The organism is Sciscionella marina DSM 45152 (assembly GCF_000379465.1).
Lineage (GTDB): Bacteria > Actinomycetota > Actinomycetes > Mycobacteriales > Pseudonocardiaceae > Sciscionella > Sciscionella marina.
Genome location: NZ_KB905382.1, coordinates 105,971 through 120,902, shown reverse-complemented (window position 1 = coordinate 120,902; position 14,932 = coordinate 105,971). Strand labels below are relative to the sequence as shown.

The 14,932-nt window shown below is 70.3% G+C and carries 2 protein-coding genes; both read right to left on the bottom strand.

Annotated elements, in window-relative coordinates:
- Nucleotides 1–2: 2 nt before the first annotated feature.
- Nucleotides 3–215: an MbtH family protein gene (locus tag A37U_RS0110810; protein WP_020496658.1), complete on the bottom strand. Its 213-nt coding sequence runs from the start codon at nt 213–215 to the stop codon at nt 3–5.
- Nucleotides 212–14,788, bottom strand: coding sequence for a non-ribosomal peptide synthetase (locus tag A37U_RS0110805; RefSeq protein WP_020496657.1), 14,577 nt, complete (start codon nt 14,786–14,788; stop codon nt 212–214). The genes A37U_RS0110810 and A37U_RS0110805 overlap by 4 nt, the downstream gene beginning before the upstream one ends.
- Between the last annotated feature and the right edge of the window lie 144 nt (nt 14,789–14,932).

Below are 14,932 nucleotides of genomic sequence, written 5' to 3'. Positions count from 1 at the left end.
GTTCACCGCCCTTCCATCGCGGCCACGAGCGAGCGCGGGCGCATATCGGTCCAGTTGGTCTCCACGTGCTCGAGGCAGGTGGCGCGATCCCCGCGGAAGACCTGTTCCCAGCCCTGCGGTACCTCGGCGAACTCCGGCCACAGCGAGTACTGGCCCTCGTCATTGCGCAGCACGAGGTAGTCGATATCGGTGCGGTCGAACGGATTTGTGCTCATTCGGTTTCTCCTTCTGTCATCCGGGCCGCGAGCAGCGCGCCGATCGCGGCGAGCGGTTCGGCCATGGTCAGGTCGTTGTGCCTGGCGGCGATGGGGTGTTCGTGCACCTCGCCGAGCAGCCCGGCCCAGCGGTGCGCGCCGATCCGGTCCGGTTCGTGTTCGGCGACGAACAGCAGCGCGGTTCCGTCGAACGGGCGCGGGGTGTGCCGGTCGGCGACCGCCACGTTGTTCGTGAACACCGCGTGCAGCCTGCGCAGGGTGTCCGCGTCCGCCTCGGCGAACAGCCCGCCGCGTTCGGTGAGCAGCTCCGCGGCTCGTTCGGCCCCGACCGGTTCGGTGCCGAGGCTCGACTGGTCCACGCCGACCAGGTCGAGCAGCGAGCGGTACAACTCGTCCTCGGCAAGCACAGTCTCGGCGAACACCTCGTCCCGGACACCACCCTCGTGTGGTGCCGCGTCCAGCAGGGCGAGCAGTTCCACCTCCTCACCCGCCTCACGCAGCGCCGCCGCGATCTCCTGGGCGACCAGCCCGCCGAAGGACCAGCCGAGCAGGCGGTACGGACCCTGCGGCTGCACCGTGCGGATCTGTTCGAGGTATTCGGCGGCGATCCCGGCGAGGCTGCCCGGCAGTTCGGTCTCGGTGTCCAGTCCGCGCGATTGCAGGCCGTATACCGGGATGTCCTTGTCCAGGTGACGCAACAGTCCGGCGTAGGACCAGGAGAAGCCGCTCGCCGGGTGCACGCAGAACAGCGGGGTTGCTGCGCCGCGCGGACGCAGACCGAGCAGCATGTCATAGCCACCGGTGGGTTCTCCGGTGCCCAGCCGTGCGGCGAGCCCGGCGACGGTCGGTGCCTCGAACAGCGCCCGCACCGGAAGGTCCACGCCGAAGGTGGCGCGCACCCGGCGCAGCAAGGCGGTGGCCAGCAGCGAGTGCCCGCCGAGTTCGAAGAACCCTTCGTGCACCGAGACCTCACCGACCCCGAGTGTTTCGGCGAACAACCGGCACAGCTCGCGTTCGGTGTGGTCGCGCGGGGCCTCGATGGCCCTGCTCCCATCAAGCTCGGGGGCGGGCAGCGCACCGCGATCCACCTTCCCGCTCGGGGTACGCGGCAGCTCCGGCAGGGCGACCACCGCGGACGGAACCAGGTGCGCGGGCAACCGTTCCGTGAGTGCCGCGCGCAGTGTCCCGGCATCGAGTTCCGGTTCCACATAACCGACGAGCCGCTGATCCCCCGGACTGTCTTCGCGGACGAGTACCGCGGCCCGGCCGACATCGCCGAGCCCGGAGAGCACGGCCTCGATCTCGCCCGGCTCGATACGGAATCCGCGCAGCTTCACCTGTTCGTCGGCGCGGCGCAGGTAGCGCAGGTTGCCCTCGTGATCCCAGCGGACCAGGTCACCGGTGCGGTACATGCGCTCGCCCGCGACGAACGGGTCGGCCACGAACGCGGTAGCGGTCTGGCCCGGCCGGTTCAGATACCCGCGGGCCAGGCTCTCCCCCGCGAGGTAGAGCTCGCCGGGCACCCCGGTGTCCACCGGCCGCAGCCGGGCGTCCAGCACGTACACCCGCGCGTTGTCCATCGGCCGCCCGATCGGCACCGGTCCGTCCGGCAGCTCCGTGCCCGGTTCGACGCGGTACTGCGTGACGTTCACCGTGGCCTCGGTGGGGCCGTAGGTGTTCAGCACGGTCAGCTCCGGGTGTCCGGCGCGCAATTCGCGCACCGCCTCACCGGTGAGCTGTTCCCCGCCGAGCAGCAGTTGCTCGCTCGGCACCGCGCCCGGTCCGGCGGCGGCGAACATCGGCAGATGGCTCGGTGTGGCCTTGACCAGGGTGGCCGGGGCGGAGCCCAGTTCGCCGACGTGTACTGTGCCGCCCGCGGTGAGCGGGGTGAGCAGCGCGGTGACCGAGAGGTCGAAGGACACCGAGGTGTGCAGCACGGTCTTCCCGGTCATGCCGGAGTACGCAGTGCGCGCGAAGCCGAGGTAGTCGCTCAGCGAGCGGTGCTCGACCACCACACCCTTGGGACGTCCGGTGGAACCCGAGGTGTAGATGACATAGGCCGGATCCCCGGGCAGCGGCGTACCCTCCGGTGCACTGTCCGGATAATCGCTGAGCTCGCCTGCCACGTCGATGCCCTCGATGGCGCTGCCTTCGCCTGCGAGCACCGCGACCGGGGCCGAGTCCTCGAGCATGTAGCGCACCCGCTCGTCTGGGTACTCCGGATCGATCGGCACATAGGCCGCGCCCGCACGCAGCACGGCGAGCAGCGCCACCACGAGTTCGGTACCCGCGGGCAGTGCGACGGCCACGAATGTCCCTTGCCCCGCACCGTGTTCGCGCAGCAGGTGGGCGAGCCGGTTCACCCTCGGCACCAGCTCAGCATAGCGGTAGCTGCGCCGAGCATCGGCGAGCGCTATCGCATCCGGGGTGTGGATCGCTTGCGCGGCAAGCAGTTCCGGAAGACTCGCGGTATCGCGGTCCACCCGCGGTCCCGCGACGAGCAGGGCGTCCCTGCGTCCGGGCGCGAGCAGCTCCAGTTCGGTGACCGGGCGCTGTGGTTCGGCAACCGCCGCGGACAGCAGCCGTTCCAGCGCGGCGGCGATGTGTTCGGCGCTCGCCCGGTCGAACAGCTCGGTGCGGTAGTCGAGCCTGCCCTCGATACCCGCGGCCGCACCCTCCTCGGTGAACGCCTCGGCCAGGTGGCAGGACAGATCGAACTTGGCCGCCCCGTTGGTCAGCGGCAGCGCCTCGACGGTAAGCCCGTCCAGGCTCGCCGAGCCGGTTTCCTGGTTCGCCAGCACGAGCATCACCTGGAACAGCGGATGCCTGGCCAGTGCCCGCGGCGGATTCAGTTCCTCCACGAGCCGTTCGAAGGGCAGGTCCTGGTTGGCGTACGCGGCCAGGTCGGTGCGCCGCGCCCGGTCCAGCAGCTCGGCGAACGAGGGATCCCCGGACACATCGGTGCGCAGCACCAGGGTGTTCACGAAGAACCCGACCAGCTCGTCCAGCGCCGCATCGGTACGGCCCGCGATCGGCGAACCGATCGGCACATCCTCCCCGGCACCCAACCGGGACAGCAGCGCGGCCAGTCCGGCGTGCAGCACCATGAACAGGCTCGCGCCGTGTTCCCTGGCCAGCGCGGCCAGTCCGGCGTGCAGTCCGGCGGGCAACCGGATCGGCACGGATTCCCCGTGCATGCTGGATTCGGCGGGCCGTGGCCGGTCGGCAGGCAACGCGAGCTCATCCGGCAGGCCGTCCAAAGTGGACCGCCAGTGGTCGAGCTGACCCGCGAGCAGGCTTTCCGGATCGTCCTCGGCGCCGAGCACATCCCGCTGCCAGAGCGCGTAGTCCGCGTACTGCACCGGAAGCGGGGCCCAGCCCGGCTCGGCACCCGCGGTGCGTGCGCGGTACGCGGTGGCCAGATCGGTGGCCAGCGGCACCGCCGAGCCGCCGTCACAGGCGATGTGGTGCACCAGCAACAGCAACACGTGTTCCCCGGCACCGAGGCGGTAGAGCCAGCCGCGGATCGGCAGTTCGGCGGTCAGGTCGAAACCGGTGCGCACCGCCTCGTCCAGTTCGCCGGGCAACCGGTGCTCATCGGTTTCCACGAACCGCAGCCGGGGCCGGGCGAGTTCGGCCTCCACGATCCACTGGTGCGGTTCGTCGTCCTGCTGCGGGAAAACCGTGCGCAGGCTCTCGTGCCTGGCGAGCAGGTCGCCGAGGGCGGCCCGCAGCGCATCCGCGTCCAGTTCACCGTGCAGCCGCAGCCCGATGGGCACGTTGTAGGCACCGGTCGCCGCGTCCATCCGGTTGAGGAACCACAACCTGCGCTGGGCGAAGGAAAGCGGAACCCGTTCCCCGCGCTCCCGGGCACCGAGCCGGGGCCGCGTGGTGCCGGATTTCTCCGCGAGCAGCCGCGCGATCCGCGCCACGGTCGGGTTCGCGAACACCTCGCGGATCTCCAGTTCCGCGTCGAGCGCGACCCGGATCCGGTTCACCAGCCGGGTGGCGAGCAGCGAATGCCCGCCGAGCGCGAAGAAATCCTCGTCCACTCCGGGCTCCGCGCGGCCGAGCACCTCGGCGAAGATCGTGCACAGGATCTCCTCCTGCGGGGTGGACGGGCGCCGCCCACTCGTCGCGGTGAGCTCGGGCTCGGGCAGCTTCGCGCGGTCCACCTTGCCGTTGGCGGAAAGCGGCAGCGCGGGCAGCGGCATCAGCACGGCGGGCACCATCGCCTGGGTGAGCGTGGTCTCCAGTGCCGCGCGCACCACCTCCGGTGCCGTTTCCCCGGCGTAGTAACCGATCAGCCGCTCGTGTCCGCTGGCGACCACGACCGCGTCGCGCACCCCGGGCACGCCGCGCAGCGCGGACTCCACTTCGGACAGTTCGATGCGCTGACCACGGATCTTGACCTGGTGATCGTTGCGGCCGAGGAATTCCAGTTGCCCGTCCGCGCGGTAGCGGGCCTGGTCCCCGGTGCGGTACAGCCGGGCGCCGGGAACCTCGCCGAACGGATCGGGCACGAAGGCGTTCGCGGTCTTCACCGGATCGCCGAGGTAGCCATAGCCGACACCGATTCCGCCGACGCACAGTTCGCCTGCCACCCCGAGCGGAACCGGGTTCAGCTGCTCGTCGAGTACGTAGAGCTGGGTATTGCGCACCACGGAACCGATCGGCACCCGCGCGCCGTCGAGTTCCGTGTCCGCGGTCAGCCGGGCGTGCGTGACGTCATCCGAGCATTCGGTCGGCCCGTAGGCGTTCACCATCGGAATGCCCGGGTAACGCTCGAACCAGCGGTCCACCAGGTCCGCGGGCAGCGCCTCACCGGTGACCATCAGCCAGCGCAGCGTGCCCAGACCGGGCGTGGCCGCACCGGTTTCCCAGCTCTCCAGCGCGGTACGCAGCAGCGAGGGAACCACTTCGAGACCGGTGATCCGCTCGCTGTCCACCAGACCGAACAGCCGCGCCGGATCGGCCGCGTCCTCACCGCCCACCACCCGGGTGGTGGCGCCGACGGTGAAGGCGCACAGCATCTGCCAGATGGAGATGTCGAAGGAGAGCGGGGCGTTCTGTACCACGGTGTCCGTGGCGCACAGATCGAGCTCTTCCACCTTGGCGAGCAGGTGGTTGAGCATGCCGCGCCGGTGCACCAGCGCGCCCTTGGGTTTTCCGGTGGAGCCCGAGGTGTACAGCACATAGGCGAGGTCCCCGGTCTTGCCGACGCCGCGCGCCAGGTCCCCCGGTTCGTCACCGCGGCGCTCGATCGGCAGCACGAGCGCCTGCCCGCCCAGGGTTTTCGCGTGTGCCACCAGATCCGGCGCGGCGAGCACCAGCTGCGCGTCCGCGCGTTCGAGCATATCGGCGATCCGGGCGTCCGGGCTCGCCGGATCGAGCGGCAGATAGGCCGCGCCCGCGCCGAGGATCCCGAGCACCGCGACCGGCACATCGGTACCGCGCGGCGCGTACACCCCGACCACCGAGCCGCGCCCGGCCCCTGCGGCGAGCAGGGTGCGGGACAGCGCCGAGGCACGCCCGGCCAGTTCCGCGTAGCTCAGCGCCTCAGTGTCATCGCGCAGCGCGATCGCCTCCGGGGTGCGCGCGGCGAATTCCTGCACGCAGGCGACCAGATCGGTGCAGGATTCCGGGCGGGCGCTGGCGTTGAACTCCTCGAGCAACCGCGCGCGTTCCCGCGCGCCGAGCACATCCACCGCACTGAGCCGGGTTTCCGGCTGCTCCGCGATCGCGTGCAGCAGGCGCAGGAACCGCTCCACGATGGTGCGCGCCGTGCTCGCGTCGAAGAGCTCGGAGCTGTAGTCCAGCCGCCCGGTCACCCCGCCTTCGGTGCGCTCGGTGAGGTCGAAGGACAGGTCGAACTGCGCGGCGTAGGCGCCGACCGGCTGCGGGCGCACGCTCAGTTCCGGGAGTTCGAGCTCGGCGCTGACGTTGTTCTGCACCACGAGCATCACCTGGAACAGCGGATTCCGGCCGATCTCGCGCACCGGATTCAGCACCTCGACCAGCCGTTCGAAGGGCAGGTCCTGGTTCGCGTACGCGGCGAGATCGGTGTGCCGCACCCGTTCCAGCAGTTCGGTGAAGCGCGGATCCCCGGCGGTGTCCGCGCGCAGCACCAGGGTGTTCACGAAGAACCCGACCAGCTCGTCCAGCGCCGCATCGGTACGGCCCGCGATCGGCGATCCGATCGGCACATCCTCCCCGGCACCCAGCCGGGTCAGCAGCCCGGCGAGCGCGGCCTGGAAGAGCATGAACATGCTGACCTGTTCGGCCGAGGCGAGCGCGGCGAGTTTCGCGTGCAGCGCACTGTCCACCTCGAACAGTTCCACTCCGCCGCGGTTCTCGCTCACCGCGGGGCGCGGGCGGTCGGCGGGAAGCGTCAGCTCGTCCGGGATACCGTCCAATGTGCAGCGCCAGTACTCGACCTGTTGGGCGATCCGGCTTTCCTTGTCCTGCTCGGTGCCCATGACCTGGCGCTGCCAGATGCTGTAGTCCGCGTACTGCACCGGAAGCGGGGCCCAGCCCGGGGCGCTGCCACGCAGCCGTGCGGTGTAGGCCTCGGAGAGGTCCCGTGCGAGCGGCGCCATGGACCAGCCATCGCCCGCGATGTGGTGCAGGGTCAGCAACAGCACGTGCTCGGTTTCGCCGATCCGGAACAACACCGGGCGCAGTGGGGGCTCGGTGTGCAGATCGAAGGGCCTGCGCACTTCCTCGAGCATCCGCTCGCCGAGCCCGGATTCGGTCACCGCAACCGGATCCAGCGTCGGCCGGATCTGTTCGGCGGGCAGGATGACCTGGTAGGGCTCGCCGTCGAACTCCGGGTACACGGTGCACAGCACTTCGTGGCGGGCCAGCACATCCGCGATGGCGGCCTCGAGCGCGGAGACGTCGAGTGCGCCGGAAAGGCGGATGCCGATCGGGATCTTGTACGGGGAGTTCTCCGGTTCGAGTTTGTTCAGGAACCACAGCCGCCGCTGCCCGAAGGAGGCGGGAATCCGTTCCCCGCGCGGCATCGGGCACAGAGTCTGGCGTGCATCGGCCGCATTGTCCAGCGCGGTGACCAGACCGGCCACGGTGGGCGAATCGAACAGGTTGCGCACCGCGAGTTCCACGCCGAAGGCCGAACGGATCCGGCTGACCAGGCGGGTGGCCAACAGCGAATGCCCGCCCATGGCAAAAAAGTTGTCGTCGATGCCGACCGCAGTGTTTCCCGATGACGCAGTCAGGTTCAGTGCTTCGGCGAACAGTTCACACAGCACCTGTTCGCTGCGGTTGCGCGCGGACCTGCCCTCGGCCGCGCCCGCGTACACCGGCTCGGGAAGGGCGCGCCGGTCGAGTTTTCCGTTGGCGGTCAGCGGAAGCCGGTCCAGGGCGCAGAACGCGGCAGGCACCATGTAGCCGGGCAGTTCGTGCTCGGCGAGCGCGCGCAGCTGCTCCTCGTTCGCCGTGCCCACGTAGTAGGCGACCAGCCGCTTGTCCCCCGGGCGGTCCTCGCGGACGAGCACGGCGACCTGGCCGATCCCCTCGGCACGGCCGAGCACCGCTTCGATCTCACCGAGTTCGATGCGGAATCCGCGGATCTTGGCCTGTTCGTCCACCCGACCCGCGAATTCCAGGGCACGGCCCGCGGTCCAGCGCACCAGGTCCCCGGTGCGATACATCCGCGCACCGGCCGCGAACGGATCGGCAACGAACCGATTGGCGCTCAGCCCCGGTTCATCGAGGTAACCGCGGGCCAGCCCGGCTCCGGCGAGGTAGAGCTCGCCGATCGTGCCGTGCGGGACCGGGCGCAGCCGCTCATCCAGTACATAGCAACGCATCCCGTCCATCGGCGAACCGATCGGCACGGTGTCCGGAACCTCGGCCACCGAGCGCATCAGGTGCCGGGTGGCGAAGGTCGTGGTCTCGGTCGGACCGTAGCCATCGCCGAACACCAGCGCCGGATTCACCTCGAACACCCGGTGCACGGCCGAGGCGGGCACCACGTCCCCGCCGGACCACACCTCGCGGACGTTCGCGAAGCAGCCCGGCTCCTCCTCGGCGAGCAGCCGGAACAGGCCCGCGGTCAGCCACAGTCCGGTGATCCCCTGTTCGCGGATGGTCTCGGCCAGCTCTCGGATGTCGAGCTCACCGGCCGGTGCGAGGACCAGTTCGCGGCCGTGCAACAGCCCGGCCCACAGTTCGTAGGTCGAGGCGTCGAAGGCGTGCGGGGAGTGCAGCAGCACCCGCTCCTGGCGTTCGGTGTCCCAGCAGCGGTCGGCCGCGAGCGCGAGCACATCGGCGTGCCGGACCGCGACTCCCTTGGGCACTCCGGTCGAACCGGAGGTGAACATGACATAGGCCAGCCGCTGCGGATCCACGGTGATACCCGGATCGGTGGCCGGGAAATCCTGAGTCCGCGCCGGATCGACGAGTTCGCAGCCGTGCGCGAAACCCGGTTCGGTATCGCTGATCAGCAGCCGGGCCCCGGTGTGCTCGAGGATCCTGGTCAGCCTGCCCTCGGGATTGCGTGCGTCCAGCGGGACATAGGCGGCCCCGGCCTTGAGCACGGCGAGGGTGGCGACCACGAGCTCCGGTCCGCGTTCGAGCAGCAGCGCGATCCGTTCCTCCGCAGTCACCCCGAGGGTGAGCAGCCGATTCGCGAGCCGGTTCGCCCGCGCGTCGAGTTCGCCGTAACCGATCCGCACACCATCGGCGAGCAGCGCGGTGGCCTCCGGATGCCGGGCTGCTTCTTCGGCGAAGGACTCGTGCACCCCGCGCACCGCTTCCTGCTGCGGCGCACCGGTGCCCAGTTCCCGCAGCATCGCGCGCTCGGTCTCCGGCAGCACGTCCATTGTGGACAGCTCGGCGTCCGGGGCGGCGAGCACCCGTTCGGCGAGCGTGCGCAACCGGGCACCGATCGCCTCCGCGTCGACCAGATCGGGCCGGTGATTGAGTCGCAGTTCCAGTTCGGCACCGGGCACCGCGACCACGGTCAGCGGGTAGTGCGTGGCATCGTCGATGTAACCCGCCTCGGCGCGCAATCCGGTCCCGGGCAGTTCGAGCGCGGATTCGAGCGGGTAGTTCTCGAACACCAGCAGCGTGTCGAACAGTTCCCCGCTGCCGAGGGTTTCCTGGATGTCACTGAGACCCAGATAATGCTGTGCCTGCAGCGCGGTCTGTTCGGACTGCACGGTCGAGAGCAGCGCGCGGAAACTGTCCGCGGCACCGGGGCGCACCCGGACCGGGACCGTGTTGATGAACAGGCCGATCATCGACTCGACCCCGGGCAGTTCCGCGGGCCGCCCGGAAACGGTCGCGCCGAACAGCACATCCTCGCGCCCGGTCAGCCTGCCGAGCAGCACCGACCACAGCGACTGCAGCACGGTGTTCAGGGTGACCCCGGCCTCGGCGGCGAGCGCGGAGAGCCCTTCGGTCAGCGCTCGCGGGAAGGTGATCGTGTGCCTGCGCTGCTCCGCCTCCGCTTCGGAATGCGCGCACAGCAGCGTCGGCTCGGCCTCGTCCAGCGCGCGGTGCCAATCCTGCTTCGCGGCCTCGATGTCCTGTGTGGCAAGCCATTCCAGGTAGTCGCGGTACTGCGCGGGCGGGTCGAGCCGCTGCCCAGCGTAGAGCGCGAACAGTTCGTGCACCAGCAGCGGTGCCGACCAGCCGTCGAGCAGTAGGTGGTGGTTGGTGAGCATGACCTCGTGCTGCCCCGAACCCAGGGCGAACACGATCAGCCGCAGCAGTGGCGGCTCGGCGAGGTCGAAGCCCTCTTCCCGGTCGGCGGCGCGCAATCCGTCCAGTTCCGCCTCGCTCGTCTCGATGAGCCGGAACGGAACCTCGGGCTTGGTGCGGGAGAACTGCACCGGCGCGGAAAGTCCACGGTCGGTGAACCCGGACGCAAGGTTGGGGTGCCGGTCGAGCAGCGCGGAAAGGGCGGCACGCAACCGTTCGACGTCCAGTTCCCCGTAGAGTCGCAGGCCAAGCTGCACCACATAGGGGTCCTCGCCGTAGGCCGCGTGGAAGAACAATCCCTTGGCCAGCGGGGAAAGCGGCAACACCTCGGCGAGCGGGGCATGCTCGCGCTCCAGTGCGACCAGCTGGGCGGCATCGAGGGCGGCGAGCGGGAAATCCGAGGGGCTGTACCCGCCTTCGGCACCGGCGAGCGCGGTGAGCGCCTCGGTGAACAACCTGCCCAGTTCGGCGATCTCGGTCTCCGCGAGCACCGCCTCCGGCCAGGAAAGCCGGGCGTGCAGGCCGTCCTCAAGCGCGGTGACGGTGACCTCGAGCGCGTGCGGCGCAGGCAGTTTCGCGTCCGCGCCACCGCCGAGTCCCGCGGACTCCGGTGCGGGCGTGAACGGTTGGCTGCCCGCGGTGAACCGGCCGAGGTAGTTGAAGCCGATCTGCGGGGTGGCCCCGGCCGCGAGCACCGGGCCGGTCTCCGGATCGAGGTAGCGCGCCTGCCCGTAGCTCGCGGCGCCGGGCAGTGCCCGCAGCTGATCCTTGACCAGGCCGACGACACCGTTCAGGGCCGCGCCGCCGCGCAATGCCGCGCCGAGGTCGATCCCGTCGAGTTCCAGGCGCACCGGGTACATCGTGGTGAACCAGCCGACCGTGCGGGTCAGATCGGTTTCGGTACCGTCCCTGCCGTGTGTCTCCAGATCGAGCAGGGTGGCCGTACCCGGGGTTCCCCTGCGGGCCCGCCAGCCCGCACAGGCCAGGGCGAGGCCGCTGAGCAGCACCTCCTGCGCGCCGGTGTGGAACGCCTCGGGAACCGTGCCGAGCAGCGGATCCGCGATCTCCGGCGGCAGCGCCAGATCCAGGTGCCGCACGGTGTCCGCGGTGTCCCGGTTCGGATCGAGCGCGCGTTCGGAAAGCGGCGGGTCGGGCTGGTCGAGCAACCGCGCCCAGGCAGCGGCATCGGCGCCGCTCGCCGTTTCGCGCAGCCGGGCGGCCCAGCCGCGGTAAGCGGTCGGCACCGGTTCCAGTGCCGGGGTCGCGTCCTCGCGCACTGCCTGCCAGGCCTCGGCGAGATCGCCGGTGAGGATGCGCCAGGAGACCCCGTCCACGGCGAGGTGATGCGCCACGATGAGCAGCCGACCGGTGTCCGCGGCGTCCAGCCACACGAACCGCACCAGGTCCCCGGTGCCCGGATCGAGCTGCGCACGGGCCTGGTCGAGCGCCTTCGCGGTGGCCCCGGCCAGATCGCCACCTACCTCGATCCGCTGCACCCGCGCGGTGATGGCACCCGGTTCGGGGATGTCCAGCGACCAGTTCCCGTGCTCCCTGCGCAGCCGCATGCGCAGCGCGTCGTGGGCGTCGAGCACGGTCTGCGCCAGGGTGCGCAGCCGTTCGACGGTCAGGCCACGCGGGGCGATCAGCGAAACCGACTGGCAGAACCCGTCGATCTCCCCGCCCAGTTCGCGCAGCCAGTGCATGATCGGGGTGAGCTCGACCGGTCCGATGCCCGATTCCTGTTGCGGTGCCTGGGTTTCCTGCACCGGGGTGGCCGCTGCGGCGAGCCCGGCGACGGTGCGGTGGGTGAAGATGTCCTTCGGGCTGATGCGCAGCCCGGCCTTACGCGCCCTGCTGGCCAGCTGGATGGACACGATGCTGTCCCCGCCGAGCGCGAAGAAGCTGTCGTGCACACCGATCTCCTCGACCCCGAGCACCTGCGCGAACAGTTCGCACAGCTGCCGCTCGGTCTCGTCGCGCGGTGCGGTGTGCTCACCGTTGCGCACGCCGAGTTCGGGTTCGGGAAGCGCGGCCTGGTCGATCTTGCCGTTCGTGGTGAGCGGCAGCGCGGACATGGCCACGAACGCCGCGGGCACCTGGTATTCGGGCAGCCGCTCGCCGGTCCATTCGGCCAGCCGGCCCGCTCCCGGATCCGCGCCTTCGGGCACGTAGTAGGCGATCAGCTGCTTCCCGCGCGGGGTCTGCCTGGTGACCACGGCGACTTGGGCGAGCTCGGGAGAGTTACCGAGAACCGCGGCGATCTCCCCCGGTTCGACGCGGAACCCGCGGATCTTGACCTGTTCGTCGCACCGTCCGGCGAACTCGAGGATGCCCTCGGGGTGCACGCCGTGCGGATCCTCGATGCGGCGCACCAGGTCGCCGGTGCGATACATCCGCGCGCCCGGTTCGAACGGGTCGGCGAGGAATCGCTGCGCCGTCTGCCCCGGTGCCGCCCAGTAGCCGCGGGCCAGTCCGGCGCCGCCGATGTAGAGCTCGCCGGTGCTGCCGTGCGGTACCGGGCGGAGGAAGTCGTCGAGCACATAAAGCCGGGTGCCGTCGATCACCGCACCGATCGGCACCGTGTCCGGCACCTCCTCGACCGTGCGCATCAGGTGCCGGCACACGAACGCGGTCGCTTCCGCAGGGCCGTAGCCATCGCCGACCACGATCCCCGGGTTGGCGTCCAGCACCGCACGCACGGTCGCGGCGGGCACCACGTCACCGCCGGACCACACCTCGCGGACCCCGGTGAAGCAGTGCGGATCCTCCTCGGCGAACGTCCGGAACAGGCCCGCGGTCAACAATACGGTGCTGACCTCGTGCTCGCGGATCAGTCGCGCCAGCTCCTGAGAGTCCAGCTCCCCGTCCGGGGCGACCACCACCTGCCGTCCGCGCAGCAGCTGGCACCACAGCTCGCAGGTGGACATGTCGAAGGCGAACGGCGAGTGCAGCAGCACCCGCTGATGCCGGTCGGTGTCCCAGCTCCGGTCCGCGCCGAGCGCCACGATGTCCTTGTGCCGCACGCCGACGCCCTTGGGCACGCCGGTCGATCCGGAGGTGAACATGATGTACGCGAGCTGTTCGGGATGCACCGGGATGCCGGGATCCGTTGCGGGGTAATCGGTTGCCGGTTCGTCGACCAGGATGCTCGTGATGCCGTCCACAGCGGTCTCACCCGCGCTCGCGGTGTCGGTGAGCAGCACCGCGACCCCGGCGGCGCCGAGCATGTGCGCCAGCCGCTCCCGCGGACTGCGCATGTCCAGCGGCACATAGATCGCGCCCGCCTTGAGCACCGCGAGCACGGCGACGGCGAACTCCGGCGAACGTCGCTGCCGGATCGCCACCCGGTGCTCCGCGCCGACCCCGGCGGCAAGCAGCCGGTGCGCCAGCCGGTTCGCGCGCTCGTCGAGCTCCCGGTAGCTCAGCCGGATCCCGTCACCGAGCATCGCCGGCTCGTCCGGGTTCGCCGCGACGTGCCTGCCGAACGCGTCCAGCAGCGATTCCTCGATCTCCCCGCCGGTGCCGCGCAGGATGCTGTGTTCCTCGGGCGCGGTCACCGGGATCGCGGCGACCGGGCGCTCCGGGTTCTCCAGCATCGCGGTCAGCACCTCGCACAGCCGCGCGGCGATGCGCTCGGCGGCCGCGGCCGGGAGCAGATCCTCGCGGTGATCGAAGCACAACCGCAGCCGCGGCCCGGGAATCGCGCAGATCGCGAACGGGTAGTGCGTGGCGTCCTGCCCGCTGGCCCCGCGCAACCGCAGGCCGGTACCGGGGAGTTCGAGCGCGTCCGGTTCGAGCGGGTAGTTCTCGAACACCACCAGCGAATCGAACAGGGTGCCCCCGCCGGCGAGCTTCTGGATGTCGGTCAGCGGCAGGTGCTGGTGCTCGAGCAGTTCGGCCTGCTCGTCCTGGATCCGGTGCAGCAGCGCGGAAACCGACTCCTGCGGGCGCAGCCGCACGCGCACCGGGACGGTGTTGATGAACAGCCCGATCATCTCCCCGGATCCGGGGAGCTCGGGTGGGCGCCCGGAAACCGTGGAACCGAACACCACGTCCTCGGCCCCGGTCAGCGAGCCAAGCAGCAGCCCCCACGCCGCCTGCAGCACCGTGTTCGGAGTGCAGTCGTGTTCCCTGGCGAACGCGGTGAGCCGCTCGGTCTGCTGTTCGGAGAGCTCGGTCACGATGCGACGCGGGTGCACCGGTTCCCGCTCGGCGGCGTCCGCCAGCAGCGGCGGCGCGCCGAGACCGTCGAGCGCGGCGCGCCATGCGGTGTGCGCTGCCTCGGTATCGCGGTCGGCGAGCCAGCCGTGGTAGTCCCGGTACGGCGTGGTGTGCGGTAGCTCCTCGCCCGCATAGGTGGTGAACAGCTGGCGCACCAGCAGCGGAAGTGACCAGCCGTCCAGCAGGATGTGGTGGTTGGTCAGCGCGACCACGTGCCGGTCCCCGGTCAGCCGCACCAGCAGCACCCGCAGCAGCGGAGCGGAACTCAGCGTGAAGGTACGCGAACGCTCCTCGGCGAGCAGCTTCTCCAGATGCGTCTCGGTGTCCGTACTGTCCATATCGGACAGATCGAGTTCCCGCCAGGGCAGCCGCACCTGTTTCGGGATCACCTGCACGGTCTCGCCGTTGCGCCGCTGGCGGAATCCCGCGCGCAGGTTGGGGTGCCGCTCGATGAGGGTTTCGAAGGCATGTCGCAGCCGCGCGGCATCCAGTTCGCCGTCCAGCTCGAGCCGCAGCTGCATGGTGTACACGTCCTCGGCCCGCTCGTCGTAGAGCGCGTGGAACAGAAACCCGAGCTGCAGGGGGGAAAGCGGAAGGACATCCTCGATACGGTTGCCGCTCACGACGCCTCCTCGCTGACGCTCGTCCCCATCGCTCGCAGGGCTACTGTGTCCTCTGGTTCACTCGCAAGCTCGCTCACGACGCCTCCTCGCTGACGCTCGTCCCCATCGCTCGCAGGGCTACTGTGTCCTCTGGTTCGCTCGCAA